This window comes from Flavobacterium sp. WC2509 (assembly GCF_052683105.1).
The window spans coordinates 2,266,448-2,283,208 of sequence record NZ_JBQZFG010000001.1; the positions used below are offsets into that span (position 1 = coordinate 2,266,448).

The following is a 16,761-nucleotide window of genomic DNA, read 5'->3' on the forward strand; positions in this document are numbered from 1 at the left end:
TTGCAACTAGACATACAAGTTGATTTGCAACTTTCTGCCGCTTTAAGTTTTTTAAGGATTTCTTTTTTATCCTTTTTCTTCTTGTCCTTTTTATCCTTTTCTTTTTCTTTCTTGCTCAAAGTAGTGGTCAATTATAGTAGTGAATTAATAGAAACTTTTGGTATAAAGAATTTAAAACCAATGCAAATGTATATTGTTTTTATCTGTTCTAAATAAACTTTAACACTTTTTGAGCAAAAAAAATCCTCAAAACAGACAAAGTGCATCTTGAGGATAGTATTTATTAAGAGGTGTCTTATACTGAGCGAGTTAGTTTTTTAGTCTAACGAATACAGTATAATGCAATTGAATTAATTATTTGACAGAAGCACCGCCACCATTCGCAGCGGCACTGGCAGCAGCTACTTGTTGAATGTCACGGTCAAAAAGATATAATCCACCTTTATCATCACCAATTAAATTAATTTTGTCTAAAATTGATTTTGCTGTAGCTTCTTCTTCAATTTGCTCGGCAACATACCATTGCAAAAAATTGTGAGTTGCATAATCTTTCTCTTGAAAAGTAATATGTACCAACTCATTGATAGAATCAGAAACAAAGATTTCGTGTTTGTATAATTCTTCAAACATCCCTTTGAATGTTTCGTAAGTTGTTTTTGGAGCTTTTAAATCAGTAATTTGGGCGTGACCCCCACGTTCATTAACATACTTAATTAACTTAAGCATGTGTAAACGCTCTTCATCAGATTGAGCGTACATAAACTGAGCGATTCCTTCCAATCCATTTACTTCTGCCCAACAAGACATTGATAAGTAGATTTGAGAAGATTCAGCCTCTATACGGATTTGTTTATTTAATGCGGTTTCAATATTTTTTAATAACATGATTTCTAGTTTTTAGTAAAATTAAAAAAAAATAGATTAAAGGTCTTTTCTTTAGATTAAAATTCTAAGAAATAAGTTCAATTTAGTATCATTCTAATTGATAATTTACTGTTTTTATTTGGTTAAAATGTTTTCTGGCTTGGTCTCGTTTTTCTGGTGAGGGATTAAAGTTGAGCTCTTTTATATTTGGCGATTTTTCTTCGCCAAATATAAAAATGCGGGAAGGGAAAGCCCGACCCGTAGTTTTTACGGAGGGTCACGCCCTAATCAATTCGCTGTTTATTTTGGAATTCAGCTGTAAAAATTAAAATAAAACCAGAGAACAAACTTTGTCTTATACTTAGCAAACATTTCCTTAAATTTGCTTCCATTATTTAGTTATAAAAATCAAACTATGTTACAAATTGCATTTATTAGAGAGAATCAAGAGAAAGTAATCAATGCTTTGGCCAAAAGAAATATGGATGCCAGAGAGGTTGTTGAAGAAGTGGTACAATTGGATGAAAAACGTCGCGCTACGCAAGTAGAGTTAGACACTGTTTTATCCGAATCTAATAAATTAGCCAAAGATATAGGGGAGTTGATGAAAGCGGGTGAGAAATCGAAAGCGACGATTCTTAAAGAAAAAACGGTTCTGTTAAAAGAAAAAAGCAAAGCATTGGCTGAAAATGCTGTGGTTTTGGCTAATGAATTAACAGAGAAATTATATACGTTACCTAATCTTCCAGCTGATATTGTTCCTGTTGGAAAATCGGCAGAAGATAACTTGAATGTTTATGAAGAAGGTAATATTCCAGTTCTGCACGAAGGCGCAAAACCACATTGGGAGTTGGTAAAAGAATATGATATCATCGATTTTGAATTGGGAGTAAAGATTACTGGTGCCGGATTTCCTGTTTATAAAGGAAAAGGAGCTCGTTTGCAGCGTGCTTTAATCAATTATTTTTTAGATAAAAATACAGCCGCAGGATATCAGGAAGTTCAGGTACCTCATTTTGTAAATGAAGCTTCTGCTTATGGAACAGGACAACTGCCAGACAAAGAAGGGCAAATGTATCATGACGCTACCGATAATTTATATTTGATTCCAACTGCTGAGGTTCCTGTAACTAACATTTTTAGAGATGTAATCGTAAGCGAAAACGAATTTCCAATATTGAGAACCGCTTACACACCATGTTTCCGTCGTGAAGCTGGTTCTTATGGCGCTCACGTTCGTGGATTGAATCGTTTGCATCAATTTGATAAAGTAGAAATCGTTCGTGTAGAACATCCTGATAATTCATACCAAGCGCTTGACGGAATGGTAGAGCATGTGAAAAACATTCTTCAGGAATTGAAATTGCCTTTCAGAATTTTACGCCTTTGTGGAGGAGACATGGGATTCACATCAGCTTTGACTTATGATTTTGAAGTGTATTCTACAGCGCAAGAACGTTGGTTGGAAATTTCATCAGTTTCTAATTTTGAGACTTTCCAAGCGAATCGTTTAAAATTGCGTTTCAAAGACAAAGACGGAAAAAACCAATTGGCACACACATTAAACGGAAGTTCATTGGCTTTGCCAAGAGTATTGGCCGGAATTTTAGAAAATTACCAAACTCCCGAAGGAATCGTAATTCCAGAAGTATTGCGTCCGTATTGTGGGTTTGATATTATAGATTAATTTTAACATATAAGTCATATAATAATATTGCAAAAAGTTTAAAATAAAGTTGATGCATACTTATATGACTTATATGTTTATTAAAATTGCCTGTCCCAAGAAACGAATTGCTTTAAAAATGAAAAAACTCTTCCTACATATTGCCTTGTTTTTTTCATTAGTTGGGTTTTCCCAAAATGAGCAATTAGCCCAATATTATTATGATAGAGGAGATTTTGAGAAGGCATTAGTCAGTTATCAGGATTTATCAAATAGTTTACCATCAAATCCTTTTTATTTTCAGCGAAAAATTGACTGCATGCAACAATTGCTTCAGTTTGCTCCAGCTGAAAAGGAAATTCAGGACCGATTGACAAGGTCGAAACAGTCTACACTTTTGGTCGATTTAGGATATAATTTTCAATTGCAGAAAAATGATGCTAAAGCTAAAAAGTATTACGATGAAGCGATAGATAAGATTCGGAAAAATCCAAATGAAGTGTATGGAATTGCTAATTCTTTTGAAAAAAAAGTATTGCTCGAATATGCTTTAAAGTCCTATTTATTAGCTAGTGAAATGGTGCCAACTTATGATTTTAAATATCAAACTGCGATGTTGTATGGGCAATTAGGAAATACAGATCAAATGATTGCTAATTTTTTAGATGAAGCATTTCAAAATCAACAAGCTACATTGATGATTCAAAATCAATTGACACGATACATGTCAAAAGATGGGGATTCTAAATTTAATGAAAGTCTTAGGAAAGCATTGATTGTAAGGGTTCAAAAAAATCAAGATGTTTATTGGAATCAATTTCTGAGTTGGTTTTATATGCAACAAAAAGAATTTGGAAAAGCTTTTATTCAAGAGAAAGCGATTTATAAACGAAATCCAGAATCTTTAACTAATATTCTAAGTTTAGGGCAAATGGCTATTGAAGAGGGAGATCAAGAGGTTGCCACTGAAGTGATGAATTATGTGTTAGAAAACACGACCGATGTAGATTTACTCGTTCAGGCTAATAGCTATTTGTTGCAAATGAGGATGGAAAAAGCACAAGAAAAAGATTTTGCTGCTATCGATGCTCAATTCGGGGTTTTGTTAAAACAATACGGCATAACACCAGTTACTTTATCTTTGCAACTGAAACAAGCGCATTTTGCGAGTTTTATAATGAGAAATCCTGCAGAAGGTAAAGCCATTATTAAACGTGCTATGGAGATGCAGTTGAATCCATTCGATCAAGCGCAATGTAAAATGGAGTTGGCTGATATTTTACTTTCCGAAGAAAAATTCAATCAGGCGTTATTATATTATTCGCAGATTCAAGAAAACTTGCAAAACAATGTGCTGTCGCATGAGGCCAGTTTAAAATCTGCCAAAACGAGTTATTTTAAAACCGATTTTGAATGGGCTTTGAAACAGTTTAAAGAATTGAAATCGGCCAGTACGCAATTAATAGCAAATGATGCACTTGAGTATTTTTTACTGATTAATGATAATACAGTAGCCGATTCGACTCAAACTGCTTTGAAACAATTTGCCAAAGGAGATTATCTTTTGTACCAAAATAGAAATCAGGAAGCTATAACTCAGTTCCAACAGATTTTGAAAAGTTTTAAAGGAGAGGAAATTGAAGGAGTTACATTGTTGAGGTTGGGAAGATTGTATGAAAAGCTTGGTGATTATACTTTGGCTTTGGCACAATATCAAGATATTATTGAGCATCACAGTGATGGAATTTATGTAGACGAAGCTTTGTATTTCTCAGCAGATATTTACAACACACAATTGAAACAGCCCGATAAGGCAAAGGCTTTATATGAGAAAATTATTTTCAGCCATCAGGACAGTATTTATTTTGTAGATGCGAGGAGAAAATATAGGGAATTAAGAGGAGATACGAATTTATAAAAGTGTTTAATCGGTTAATCGTTGATTTGTTTAACCGAATTAACGATTAAACAAATCAACAAATAAACAGTAAAATGATAATATACAACGTTACCACAAACATACATGAAAGTGTACACGATAAATGGATGATTTGGATGCAGCACAAGCACATTCCAGAAATGCTGGCGTGTGGCAAATTTATTTCAGCACGTTTAGTCCGTGTTTTGGTGGAAGAAGAAATGGGCGGTGTAACCTATTCTGTTCAATATACTACAGACAGCAAGGAAACATTGGATAGATATTATCTTGAAGATGCACCAAATTTAAGAGAGGAAGGTGAAAAATTGTTTGGCGATAAAATGTTGACTTTTAGAACCGAATTACAAGTGATTTCAGATCATTAGAAAATATTCAGAATTAGGCGTTTGCTTAGTCTAGACTTTCTTAAAATGTAAATTACAAAAAAAATAAAAAGCTTAGCGTCTTCGCGGTTAAATAAAACAATATGGAAAAAGTAACAGCCAAAAAACACCTCGGACAACATTTCTTAAAAGACGAAAGCGTAGCAAAAGACATCGCCGATACTTTAAATCTAGAAGGATATGAAGATGTGCTGGAAATAGGACCTGGAATGGGAGTGTTGACCAAGTACTTATTGGACAAACCAATCAATACCTACGTTATCGAAATTGATACCGAATCGGTTGAATATTTGGGTGTTCATTACGATAAATTGAAAGACAGAATCATCTCAAAGGATTTTCTGAAATATGATATCAACGAAGTTTTCGCTGGAAAACAATTCGCCATAATTGGAAACTTTCCCTATAATATTTCGACGCAAATTGTTTTCAAAACATTAGAATTACGCAATCAAATTCCAGAATTTGCAGGAATGTTCCAAAAAGAAGTAGCAGAACGCATTTGCGAGAAAAAAGGAAGCAAAGCGTATGGAATTCTTTCGGTATTAGTAAAGGCTTTTTATGATACCGAATATTTATTTACCGTAGACGAAAATGTGTTTAATCCTCCGCCAAAAGTAAAATCGGGAGTGATGCGTATGCGTAGGAAGGAAGATTATAGTTTGCCTTGTAGCGAAAAGTTATTTTTCACGGTAGTAAAAACGGCTTTTCAACAGCGTAGAAAGACCTTGCGTAACAGTTTAAAAACTTTAAATTTGTCTGACAGTCTGAGAGAAGATGAAGTTTTTAATCTTCGTCCCGAACAATTAGATTACAAAGAGTTTATAGCATTGACCCAAAAAATTGAAGCCGATGGAGGAATTTAAAATCAGCAAAGAATTAATAAAACAACTAGAGGAGTTCATTCAGACTAAAAATGATGAGCAACTTGAAGTTTTATTGAATGACATGCACCATGCTGATATTGCCGAAGTCTTAGATGAATTAGACTTCGATGAGGCTACTTATATTTTTAAAGTATTAGATAGTGAAAAAACAGCCGAAATCCTTTTAGAATTAGAAGATGATTTACGGGAAAATATATTAAGCAGGCTTTCGCCAAAAGAAATTGCCGAAGAACTTGATGAATTAGAAACGAATGATGCGGCGGATATTATTGGTGAACTTTCGAAAGAGAAAAAAGCCGAAGTAATATCTGAGTTGCAGGACGTTGAGCATGCCAAAGATATTGTCGAGTTATTGCGTTATGACGAAGATACGGCTGGGGGTATTATGCACAAAGAATTGGTGAAAGTCAATGAGAATTGGAATGTGCTTACTTGCGTAAAAGAAATGCGTATTCAGGCCGAAAATATATCAAGAGTGCATTCTATTTATGTGGTAGATGATGAAGATCGATTAAAAGGGAGATTATCGCTCAAAGACTTACTAACGACTTCAACCAGAACCGCGATTAGCGATGTCTATATTCGAAAACTGAATTCTGTAAATGTAGATACCGAAGATATTGAAGTAGCCAGAATCATGCAGAAATATGATTTAGAAGCCATTCCTGTGGTAGATGAATTGGGACGTTTGGTAGGACGAATTACAATTGACGATATTATTGATGTAATCAAAGATGAAGCTGATAAAGATTATCAATTAGCTGCAGGTATTACAAATGATATCGAATCTAACGATAGCGTTTATGAATTAATCAAAGCACGTTTGCCTTGGTTGCTTATCGCAATGGTGATCGAGATTGTTGCCTCGTTTGTATTGAAAGGCAATGAGGATATGTTTGAGAAATTTTCAACCTTGATTATTTTTGTACCGTTACTTTCTGCTACGGCAGGAAATATTGGAGTTCAAGCCTCAGCGATAGTTGTTCAAGGTTTGGCAAACGGAACGTTGAAAAATTACAGCCGCAGCTATTTCAGCAAAGAATTGAAAGTATCTATGACCTCTGGCTCTATTATTTCCTTATTCTTGTTGGGGTATCATTCGATTATGTATCAGCAATATTTGGTAGGATTTGCTATTTCCATTTCAATGGTGGTGGTAATTTTATTTGCAGCGACTTTGGGGACATTAGTACCTCTTTTTCTGCACAAAAATAAAATTGATCCCGCTATAGCAACAGGGCCTTTTATTACTACATCAAATGATGTTTTTGGAATAATTATTTATTTTTGGATTGCCAGATTAATATTGGGTTATTAATTATAAACAGCTTAATAATTCAAAAATAATCTTGAATTTATTTAAATTTTAAAATCATAAATCTGGGATAATTCGGGTACTTTGTAACTCATTTTTTCAGGATTCAACATACTATTAATAAAAGAACAAAACAAACCAGAATGAAAGTACACATTATAGGTGGCGGAAACCTTGGGGCTTCTGTAGCAATCGGAATAGCAAAATTTACAACTAATAATCAAGTAACGGTAACCAGACGTAATCTAGCGCCAATTTCTCATTTAAAAGAATTGGGAATTACAATTACCAGAGATAATACGAGCAATATTCAAGAAGCAGATGTTATTATTTTGACCATCAAACCGTATCAGGTTGATACTGTTTTGGCCGAAATATTGCCTGTTATTTCAAACAAAGTAATTGCTTCGGCAGTAAGTGGACTTTCTATCGAGAATTTACAAAACAAAATTGGCGAAAATCACAGTGCTGTACGTATTATGCCAAATATTGCAGCCCAATTTGGCGCATCGGCGACTTGTATTGCATTTCACGAAAATAATAAAGAAAAAGCTCAGAAAACAGTAACACTTTTTCAAGGTTTGGGAACAGCGCCTATCATTGACGAAAAATTAATGGACGCGGCAACAGTTCTTGCAGCAAGTGGAACAGCTTTTGCCTTAAGATACATCCGTGCTTCTATGCAGGCGGGTATCGAAATTGGATTTGACTGGCAAACTGCTTTGGCTATTTCAGCACAAACTGTTAAAGGTGCTGCCGAAATGCTGCTTGAAGAAAAAGGGCATCCAGAACAATTAATCGACCGTGTTACCACACCACAAGGTTGTACCATTGCGGGATTGAATGAAATGGAGCTTCACGGTTTCAGTTCTTCTTTAATTAAAGGAATCAAAACTTCATTAAAGCAAATTAAAGGTTAAAAGCTCCTTTTGGGCGTGCCACCATAAAGCAAATGGGCCTACTCATCATACTGGTGAGTCGGCCCATTTTCTTTATGCTGTCAGGCTATCCGAGCTACTTCGGTAGCTAGCTTCTATCCTTCACGTGCTATGTCTTTAATTTAACGATTTTTGATGTAAGAGCCTTGTGAAATCAACAATCTAATTATTTAATCACGCCAAATCTGACTCGAGTGATAGCCAACAGGCGAAGCAAATCAACAATCGTTAATCCTTAATCTAAAATCATTTAACTTAATCACATTGGATTGTTAACGCCACTAAAGACTAAATCATAATATCCTGATAATTATCATCTGAAAATCTGAAAAATTCAGTACTTTTGCGCCCGAATTCTTCCATTTAGAGTTCCCAACATATTTCTCACTTAAACGTTTATAGCATGCAACTGTACAACACCTTAAGCGCAGAAGAAAGAGCTGAACTGATTGATCAAGCCGGTAAACAACGCCTTACGTTGTCTTTCTATGCGTATGCCAAAATTCAAGATCCCACACAATTTCGTAACGATTTATTTATTGCCTGGAATGCACTCGATGCTTTGGGTCGAATTTACGTTGCTCACGAAGGAATTAATGCCCAAATGAGTGTTCCTGCAGAAAATTTTGAAGACTTCAGAGAAACTTTGGAAGTCTATGATTTCATGAAAGGCATTCGTTTGAATGTAGCCGTAGATCAGGACGATCACTCTTTTTTGAAACTAACCATCAAAGTGCGTCACAAGATTGTTGCTGATGGTCTGAACGACGATACTTTTGATGTAACCAATATTGGAGTTCACTTAAAAGCAAAGGAATTCAATGAAATCCTGGATGACCCCAACACCATAGTAGTTGATTTTAGAAATCACTACGAAAGCGAAGTGGGCCATTTCAAAGGTGCCATCACTCCCGATGTTGAAACTTTCAGAGAAAGTTTACCGATAATTAACGAGCAGCTTCAAAACCATAAAGAAGATAAAAACCTGGTGATGTATTGCACCGGAGGAATTCGTTGTGAAAAAGCGAGTGCTTATTTCAAACATCAAGGCTTCAAAAATGTTTTTCAATTAGAAGGCGGGATTATCAATTATGCTAAACAGCTAAAAGAAGAAGGTCTGGAAAGCAAGTTTATCGGAAAGAATTTTGTTTTCGATAATCGTTTGGGCGAAAGAATTACAGATGACATAGTTTCACAATGTCACCAATGCGGAAAGCCGTGTGACAATCACACCAATTGTGAAAATGATGGCTGCCATTTGTTATTTATTCAATGTGACGAATGTAAAGCGGCTATGGATAACTGCTGTTCTACCGAATGTCTGGAAATTATCCACATGCCTTTGGTTGATCAGGTACGATTGAGAACAGGAAAACAAGTTGGAAATAAAGTTTTCAGAAAAGGAAAATCCGAAAGTTTAAAATTCAAACATTCTGGCGAACTGAGCGATACTGCATTGGCTACAGCCAAAAAACCGACCGATATTCGCCAAAAAATAAAAGTCAAAAAAGTATTACTTGGAAAAGCGGAACATTATTATGTAAAAGCTCAAGTGGGACTTTTCACTATCGAAAATAACGAATTGAATAGCGGTGATACAATCTTAATTTCAGGACCAACAACCGGAAACCAAGAATTGGTTTTAGGAAAAATAATCGTCAACGAAACTGAAAATACGGTTGCAAAAAAAGGAGATAGAATTACATTTGAAGTTCCTTTTAGAATCCGATTATCTGATAAATTATATAAAATTTTAAAGGATTAAAAAAACAACAAACACTACATAAAAACCATTGCGATTTGAAAATTGCAATGGTTTTTTTTATAGAATATTTATGATTCTTTGCCCTATTTTACCGTTGTGACATAATCCAAAAAAATACTATCTTTACCAATTAATCTTTTTAAGAACTTAAATTGCTTTTATAGCAATACTACATATAAAATTATGGCATGTACAAGTTGTTCAACTTCTGATGGTGGTGCACCAAAGGGTTGCAAAAATAATGGGACTTGCGGCACCGATAGCTGCAATAAATTAACGGTTTTTGACTGGCTTTCGAACATGAATTTGCCCAATGGAGAAGCTCCTTTTGATTGTGTGGAAGTTCGTTTTAAAAACGGTAGAAAAGAATTTTACCGCAATACCGAGAATTTAACATTAAGCATAGGAGATATTGTAGCAACTGTTGCTTCTCCAGGACATGATATCGGAATTGTGACACTTACAGGAGAATTGGTAAAAATTCAAATGAAGAAAAAAGGAGTGAATCATACAAGCAATGAAGTTTCTAAAATTTACCGAAAAGCTTCTCAAAAAGATATTGATATCTGGACTGTAGCCCGTAACAAAGAAGAGCCTATGAAAGTACGAGCTCGTGAATTGGCTATTGCTCAAAAATTAGAAATGAAAATTTCGGATATTGAGTTTCAGGGAGACGGTTCAAAAGCCACTTTCTATTATACTGCCAATGACAGAGTCGATTTTAGACTTTTAATCAAAGATTTTGCTAAAGAATTCAGCACAAGAGTAGAGATGAAACAAGTAGGTTTTCGTCAGGAAGCTGCTCGTTTAGGAGGTATTGGTTCTTGTGGTAGAGAATTATGCTGCTCTACTTGGTTAACTGATTTTAGAAGTGTAAATACTTCGGCAGCACGTTATCAACAATTATCCTTAAACCCACAAAAATTGGCTGGACAATGTGGAAAATTGAAATGTTGTTTAAATTATGAGCTAGATACTTACATGGATGCTCTAAAAGATTTTCCAGAATTTGAAACCAAATTAAGTACCGAAAAAGGAGACGCTATTTGTCAAAAACAAGACATTTTCAAAGGATTAATGTGGTTTGCTTATACCAATAATTTTTCTAACTGGCATGTCTTAAAAATTGATCAAGTCAAAGAAATTATTGCTGAGAATAAACTAAAAAACAAGGTGTCATCGTTAGAAGATTATGCTGTAGAAGTCATTGCAGAACCAGAAAAGAATTTTAATAATGCAATGGGGCAGGAAAGTTTAACTCGTTTTGACCAACCAAAAAGAAAGAAAAAGCCAAATAAAAAACCTAGAATTGCTGGAGAAAAAGCTATTGTTCCAAATAATGCAAATAAACCTGCTGCTATACAAAAAAGCACTACTCCAAACAATTCGAATACTCCGAATACTAACAAAGAGAATCCGGTTAAAGAGAATCCGAATGCTAATAACGCTAATAGGAATCGTAATAAAAACAACAACCGCAACAAAAACAATAACAATCGTCCTCCTGTAGCAGATAATAAAACAGACGAACCTAGAAAACCAATAATTATTAAAAAAAATGAGAATAAAGAATAGTCTTTTACTGCTTTTTGTAACAGTACTCCTTTTTTCATGTGATAAAAAAAGAGTTTTTGACGAGTATAAATCTGTAGGAAGCGCCTGGAACAAAGACAGTATTGTTACTTTTGATTTACCTGTTTTGGATTCAACAAAAAGATATAATTTGTTTGTAAATTTAAGAGATAACAACAATTATAAATACAGTAATCTTTTTCTAATTGTCTCATTAGAAAGTCCAAATGGATATACTAAAGTAGATACTTTAGAATATCAAATGGCAGAACCTGATGGAACATTGTTAGGCGATGGTTTTACAGATATTAAAGAAAGCAAACTCTATTATAAAGAGAATGTTCGCTTTAGAGGAAAATACAAAGTACACATTAAACAAGCAGTAAGAGAAAATGGAAAAGTACCTGGTGTGGCTCTTTTAGATGGAATTACTGAAATAGGTTTTAGAATAGAAAATAAAGATTAAAACTCGATTATGGCTGTTAAAAAAAATAACCCTCAGACAAAAAATATAGATAAAGATGTGAAATATTATTCCAAGAAATTTTGGAAAATTTACTTCTACGGACTGGGAATTATTGCTTTATTCTTCCTGTTTGCCTCATGGGGGCTTTTTGGATCTATGCCTTCATTTGAAGATTTAGAAAATCCAGATTCTAATTTAGCTACCGAAGTAATTTCTTCAGATGGGGTTGTTTTAGGAAAGTATTTTAAGCAAAATCGTTCTCAATTAAAATATTCTGATTTACCAAAAAACCTTGTTCAGGCTTTAGTTGCAACAGAAGATGCTCGTTTTTATGAGCATTCTGGTATAGACGGAAGAGGAACATTAAGAGCGATAGCAAGTTTAGGAACAAGTGGAGGTGCTAGTACTTTGACTCAACAATTAGCGAAGCAGTTATTTCATGGAGAAGGATCAAAATTTTTACCTTTTCGTATCGTTCAAAAAATGAAAGAATGGATTATTGCCATTCGATTAGAAAGACAATATACCAAGAACGAAATCATTGCGATGTATTGTAATGTCTATGATTTTGGTAATTATTCAGTAGGGGTAAGTTCAGCAGCGCAAACTTATTTTTCAAAAGCACCAAAAGACTTGACTATAGACGAATCGGCTATTTTAGTTGGGATGTTCAAAAACTCGGGATTATACAACCCTGTAAAAAATCCAGTTGGAGTTAAAAATAGAAGAAATGTAGTGCTTCATCAAATGGAAAAAGCACACATCATTTCCGAAGATCAAAAAATCCAATTGCAAAGCTTGCCTATCACATTGCATTTTAAACTTGAAAGTCATAGAGAAGGGACTGCTACTTATTTTAGAGAGTACCTTCGTGAATACATGAAAAAATGGACAGAAGAAAATAAAAAACCAGATGGTTCTGACTACGATATTTATAAAGATGGTTTAAAAATCTACACGACTATCGATTCAAGAATGCAGGCTTATGCCGAAGAAGCTGTTACTGCGCATATGACCAACATGCAAGAAGAGTTTTTTATTCAATCTAAAGACAATAAAAATGCTCCTTTTGTAAATATTTCTGAAGCAGAAACTCAACGTATTTTAAATCAGGCGATGAAATCATCTCACAGATGGGATGTTTTGAAAGAGCAAGACAAAAGCGACGAAGAAATCATCAAAACATTCAGTGAGAAAACTAAAATGACAGTTTTTACCTGGAAAGGAGAAAGAGATACTATAATGACGCCATTGGATTCTATTCGTTATTACAAACACTTTTTGCAAGCGGGAGTAATGTCTATGGAGCCTCAAACAGGTAATATCAAAGTTTGGGTTGGTGGAATCAACTATAAATATTTTCAATATGATCACGTAGGGCAAGGAGCTAGACAAGTTGGATCTACATTCAAACCTTTTGTTTATGCTACCGCAATTGAGCAATTGAACATGTCTCCTTGTGATTCTATACTTGATGGACCATTTATGATTCGCAAAGGACGTCACCACGTAACTGAAGACTGGGAACCTAGAAACTCGGATAATAAATACCGCGGAATGGTTACGCTGAAACAAGCATTGGCAAACTCTATAAATACGGTTTCGGCTAAGTTAATAGACAAAGTTGGACCAGAAGCTGTAATTGAATTGACGCACAAATTAGGTGTTAAATCCGAAATTGTTACTCAGCCTTCTATTGCTTTGGGAGCTGTAGAAATAACTGTTGAAGACATGGTGGCTGCTTTCAGTACATTCGCCAACCAAGGAGTGTATACAAAACCACAATTCTTAACTAAAATTGAGAACAAAAGTGGAGAAGTAATCTATGAACCAATTCCTGAGTCTCATGATGTTTTGAATAAAGACATTGCTTTTGCTGTTATTAAACTTTTAGAAGGAGTAACCGAAACTGGATCAGGAGCTCGATTAAGAACTCAAAACGGAGGAAACGGAGACAAACGTTGGACAGGATATCCGTATATGTTTAAAAATCCAATCGCTGGAAAAACGGGGACTTCACAAAATCAATCAGATGGTTGGTTTATGGGGATTGTACCTAATCTTGTAACAGGTGTTTGGGTAGGTTGCGAAGATCGTTCGGCACATTTCAAAAGTCTTACTTATGGACAAGGTGCTGCAATGGCTTTGCCTATCTGGGGATATTTTATGAATAAGTGTTATGAAGATAAAACCTTAACGATATCTAAAGAATCTTTCGAAAGACCTGCTAATCTTTCTATTAAAGTAGATTGCTATACACCGCGAGCGACTACGGTCAAAGACTCAACAGCAACTCCAGAACAAGATACCGAAGAGTTTTCATTGTAAGATAAATATTATATTTTAAATAAGTTAGAGTGTGATTGAAATAGTATAAGGAGCCAGAATAGACATTACGTTTATTTGGCTCCTTTTTCATTTAGAATAATCTTGTTTTACCGCTTAGTTGGCTTTAAAATGTTTTTATAATATTCTTTTGTGTTTTTGATGAGATGTTGGTTAAATGAAGCTTAAAAGTTGTTCTAAAGCTCGGTAAACTGGAAGCAAGTGGTCTATAAATAAAAAATCACGAATAAAACTTTTTATTCAGTTCTATTCGTGAGATTGAATGTTGGTAATTAAAAAGTATTCTATAAAGATTGAATCAAAATCCAAGCATCGGGATTATCTGTTTCGGTGATTTTATTTTTCTCTTTTTCTGCTTCCGCAAAAGTAGTATAGCTTCCGTATAATACTGGATAAAGCCCATTTTTATTGATACCCAAAACTCTAGCATCAAATCCTTCTGCAATTAATTGGCGGTATCTTTTTTGAGCATTTGCTTCACTTCTAAATGCACCTGCCATAATGTGGTAGGGTAATTTAGTTACTTCTTTTTTGTCCGATTTTAAAGTAAGAGTAACTGCTGGTATTGGCGTTTGTATAAAGAAAGTAGCTTCCTGAATTTTGTTTTGCACCTTTTTTTGCACTGCTGTTTCTACCAAAATAGTTTCAGATGCGATTCGGTTTTGATACAATGGATATCCAATTGATCCAGCAACAGCTAATCCTATTACGAATACAGCTGCATATTTTAGATATGGATTTCTTGTTGGGGTTTCAGTATCTGGAACGAAATTGAAAATTGGTTTTTCTTCTTCGATTTCAACTTCTTCATTTTCTAATACTACTTCAGGTTTTGGAAGTTCTACTTCTCTTTTCACCGCTGGTGAAACAAAAGAAGTCAGTCCAAAAGATTTTGTCAAATAGTTAGTTTGTTCATTAGGTGTGAAAAGAATATTGTTTTCAGTATTCAAACTAAGTACACCAATATTTTTTATCAAAAAAGTTCGGTTTTCTTGTAATGCTTTTTTCCAATTTAAAACTTCATATTCAATAGCGCTAACGGCATATTCATAAGAGGTTTTTTCAATCTGAGCGATATGATTGGCTAATAATCCGTCATTATTTTTTATATGTGTATTAAAAGAAATCGTCTTCTTTGGTGGAAAAAAAGAATGAGAGTTTTCAACTAACTGAGCCGATTGAATTTCAGCCAAGAAAGCTCCAAAACCTGGAACGGTTACACATTGATAACGATATAAAAGTTGGGCGATGTAAAGTTCTATTTTCATGTTAACAAAGTTATGCAACGGGAATAGTTATCAAAATTTTATTCACAATTTTTATTAACAATCTGCATGTGTAACATTATCAATAAATTAGAGTTTCGTTTTTTAAAGTTTTCTTTTTTAATGTAGTTTTTTGGGCTTCTTTTTTCCTAAAATCACATTATTTTGAATTTGTAAGCAGTTTCAGTATCAAATATTTATTGTATAATTGTAAGATATGTCAGAAGAAAATTTATTTTACCTGTTGGCTTTACTGCGTGTTGAAGGCGTAGGGGATATTATGGCCAAAAAGCTGCTTACACACTTTGGAACTGCCGAAAATGTTTTGAATTCTAAGCCACAACAACTTGCCTCCATTGATGGGGTTGGATCCATTTTGCTTAAAAATTTTAAAGATAAATCTATTTTTGAAAAAGCGCGCCAGGAGTTAGATTTCATTCAAAAAAATAACATTGAGGCTCTTAGTTTTCAGGACAGCAACTATCCAGATAAATTAAAACATTGTATTGATGGACCAGTTTTGCTTTTCTCAGCAGGAAATATCGATTTAAAAAACAGAAAAATAATAAGCATCGTAGGTACGCGCCAAATTACCTCTTATGGGACAGAGTTTTGTCGAAAATTAATAGAAGATTTGGCGCCTTTGAACCCAATAATCGTTAGCGGTTTTGCTTATGGTGTAGATATTGTGGCACATCAATTGGCTATGGAATATGATTTACAAACTATTGGAGTACTTGCACATGGTTTGAATCAAATTTATCCCAAAGCACATAAAAAGTATATGGCAAAAATGGAACAAAATGGTGGTTTTATGACCGAGTTTTGGAGTGCTTCCAATCCAGATAAGGAAAATTTTGTTCGAAGAAACAGGATTGTAGCAGGAATGACCGAAGCTACAATTGTGATAGAATCTGCTGATAGAGGTGGTTCACTCATCACCGCCAATATGGCCAATGATTACAACCGGGATGTTTTTGCCGTTCCAGGACGCACAACGGATAAATACAGTTTAGGTTGTAATAATTTGATCAAAACTCAAAAGGCTTATTTGCTTACTTCTGCTGCCGATTTGATATACAATCTGAATTGGGATATTGCACAAGAATCCAAACCTATTCAAAAACAATTGTTCGTAACGCTAGATAATGATGAACAAAAAGTCTATGATTACCTTCTAAAAACAGGAAAAGAACTGATGGACATTATTGCTTTGCATTGTGATTTTCCTATTTATCGAATTTCGGGTTTATTACTTAATATGGAATTAAAAGGAGTTATAAGGCCTTTGCCTGGGAAAATGTTTGAGGCGATTTAGGCTGTTTTTCTTCTGTAATTATAATTAGAGTTATGTA

13 protein-coding genes are annotated in these 16,761 nt (G+C 34.4%); 11 read left to right on the forward strand and 2 right to left on the reverse strand.

Translation table 11 applies throughout. From position 1 onward, the window contains the following. Positions 1 to 354: 354 nt before the first annotated feature. Complete coding sequence (locus ACUN3A_RS09565) at positions 355 to 885, reverse strand: ferritin (RefSeq protein WP_445551063.1); 531 nt, start codon at positions 883 to 885, stop codon at positions 355 to 357. Between the two features lie 394 nt (positions 886 to 1,279). Between ACUN3A_RS09565 and serS the strand changes: the two genes are divergently transcribed. The 10 genes from serS (at position 1,280) to ACUN3A_RS09615 (ending at position 14,123) form a co-directional block, all read left to right on the forward strand. Then, entirely contained in the window at positions 1,280 to 2,551 is a 1,272-nt protein-coding gene (gene serS / locus ACUN3A_RS09570; protein WP_445551064.1) for a serine--tRNA ligase, read from the forward strand. A 118-nt stretch (positions 2,552 to 2,669) separates the two neighbouring features. After that, the gene (locus tag ACUN3A_RS09575) at positions 2,670 to 4,448 is read left to right on the forward strand and encodes a tetratricopeptide repeat protein (RefSeq protein ID WP_445551065.1); all 1,779 of its coding nucleotides are present in this window, start codon (positions 2,670 to 2,672) and stop codon (positions 4,446 to 4,448) included. 74 nt (positions 4,449 to 4,522) lie between these two features. After that, positions 4,523 to 4,834, forward strand: a complete 312-nt coding sequence (locus ACUN3A_RS09580) for a DUF4286 family protein (RefSeq protein WP_445551066.1) — start codon at positions 4,523 to 4,525, stop codon at positions 4,832 to 4,834. A gap of 101 nt (positions 4,835 to 4,935) precedes the next feature. After that, a complete protein-coding gene (gene rsmA / locus ACUN3A_RS09585; protein ID WP_445551067.1) occupies positions 4,936 to 5,718 on the forward strand; it encodes a 16S rRNA (adenine(1518)-N(6)/adenine(1519)-N(6))-dimethyltransferase RsmA in 783 nt (260 codons plus the stop codon). Next, positions 5,705 to 7,057, forward strand: a complete 1,353-nt coding sequence (mgtE, locus tag ACUN3A_RS09590) for a magnesium transporter (RefSeq protein ID WP_445551068.1) — start codon at positions 5,705 to 5,707, stop codon at positions 7,055 to 7,057. Before rsmA ends, mgtE begins: the two co-directional genes overlap by 14 nt. A 140-nt stretch (positions 7,058 to 7,197) precedes the next feature. Further along, positions 7,198 to 7,974: a pyrroline-5-carboxylate reductase gene (gene proC, locus ACUN3A_RS09595; RefSeq protein ID WP_445551069.1), complete on the forward strand. Its 777-nt coding sequence runs from the start codon at positions 7,198 to 7,200 to the stop codon at positions 7,972 to 7,974. 421 nt (positions 7,975 to 8,395) lie between these two features. Further along, a complete protein-coding gene (trhO, locus tag ACUN3A_RS09600; RefSeq protein WP_445551070.1) occupies positions 8,396 to 9,757 on the forward strand; it encodes an oxygen-dependent tRNA uridine(34) hydroxylase TrhO in 1,362 nt (453 codons plus the stop codon). Between the two features lie 183 nt (positions 9,758 to 9,940). Then, positions 9,941 to 11,332 (forward strand): PSP1 domain-containing protein, encoded by a 1,392-nt coding sequence (locus ACUN3A_RS09605; protein ID WP_445551071.1) that lies wholly within the window; start codon positions 9,941 to 9,943, stop codon positions 11,330 to 11,332. Further along, positions 11,316 to 11,795: a gliding motility lipoprotein GldH gene (locus tag ACUN3A_RS09610; RefSeq protein ID WP_445551072.1), complete on the forward strand. Its 480-nt coding sequence runs from the start codon at positions 11,316 to 11,318 to the stop codon at positions 11,793 to 11,795. The genes ACUN3A_RS09605 and ACUN3A_RS09610 overlap by 17 nt, the downstream gene beginning before the upstream one ends. Before the next feature lie 9 nt (positions 11,796 to 11,804). Beyond that, a complete protein-coding gene (locus tag ACUN3A_RS09615; protein ID WP_445551073.1) occupies positions 11,805 to 14,123 on the forward strand; it encodes a penicillin-binding protein 1A in 2,319 nt (772 codons plus the stop codon). A 302-nt stretch (positions 14,124 to 14,425) separates the two neighbouring features. Here ACUN3A_RS09615 and ACUN3A_RS09620 read toward each other — a convergent pair whose 3' ends face one another. After that, the gene (locus ACUN3A_RS09620) at positions 14,426 to 15,409 is read right to left on the reverse strand and encodes an HU domain-containing protein (protein ID WP_445551074.1); all 984 of its coding nucleotides are present in this window, start codon (positions 15,407 to 15,409) and stop codon (positions 14,426 to 14,428) included. Between the two features lie 214 nt (positions 15,410 to 15,623). Between ACUN3A_RS09620 and dprA the strand changes: the two genes are divergently transcribed. Beyond that, positions 15,624 to 16,724 carry a DNA-processing protein DprA gene (gene dprA / locus ACUN3A_RS09625; RefSeq protein ID WP_445551075.1) on the forward strand — a complete coding sequence of 367 codons (1,101 nt, stop codon included), beginning with the start codon at positions 15,624 to 15,626 and terminating at the stop codon, positions 16,722 to 16,724. Positions 16,725 to 16,761: the final 37 nt, after the last annotated feature.

Bases quoted from the DNA above. Each gene is read 5' to 3' on its own strand.
- serS (WP_445551064.1), top strand. From the start codon at position 1,280: ATGTTACAAATTGCATTTATTAGAGAGAATCAAGAGAAAGTAATCAAT.
- ACUN3A_RS09615 (WP_445551073.1), top strand. From the start codon at position 11,805: ATGGCTGTTAAAAAAAATAACCCTCAGACAAAAAATATAGATAAAGAT.
- mgtE (WP_445551068.1), top strand. From the start codon at position 5,705: ATGGAGGAATTTAAAATCAGCAAAGAATTAATAAAACAACTAGAGGAG.
- ACUN3A_RS09575 (WP_445551065.1), top strand. From the start codon at position 2,670: ATGAAAAAACTCTTCCTACATATTGCCTTGTTTTTTTCATTAGTTGGG.
- ACUN3A_RS09610 (WP_445551072.1), top strand. From the start codon at position 11,316: ATGAGAATAAAGAATAGTCTTTTACTGCTTTTTGTAACAGTACTCCTT.
- dprA (WP_445551075.1), top strand. From the start codon at position 15,624: ATGTCAGAAGAAAATTTATTTTACCTGTTGGCTTTACTGCGTGTTGAA.
- trhO (WP_445551070.1), top strand. From the start codon at position 8,396: ATGCAACTGTACAACACCTTAAGCGCAGAAGAAAGAGCTGAACTGATT.
- ACUN3A_RS09565 (WP_445551063.1), bottom strand. From the start codon at position 885: ATGTTATTAAAAAATATTGAAACCGCATTAAATAAACAAATCCGTATA.
- proC (WP_445551069.1), top strand. From the start codon at position 7,198: ATGAAAGTACACATTATAGGTGGCGGAAACCTTGGGGCTTCTGTAGCA.
- ACUN3A_RS09605 (WP_445551071.1), top strand. From the start codon at position 9,941: ATGGCATGTACAAGTTGTTCAACTTCTGATGGTGGTGCACCAAAGGGT.
- ACUN3A_RS09620 (WP_445551074.1), bottom strand. From the start codon at position 15,409: ATGAAAATAGAACTTTACATCGCCCAACTTTTATATCGTTATCAATGT.
- rsmA (WP_445551067.1), top strand. From the start codon at position 4,936: ATGGAAAAAGTAACAGCCAAAAAACACCTCGGACAACATTTCTTAAAA.
- ACUN3A_RS09580 (WP_445551066.1), top strand. From the start codon at position 4,523: ATGATAATATACAACGTTACCACAAACATACATGAAAGTGTACACGAT.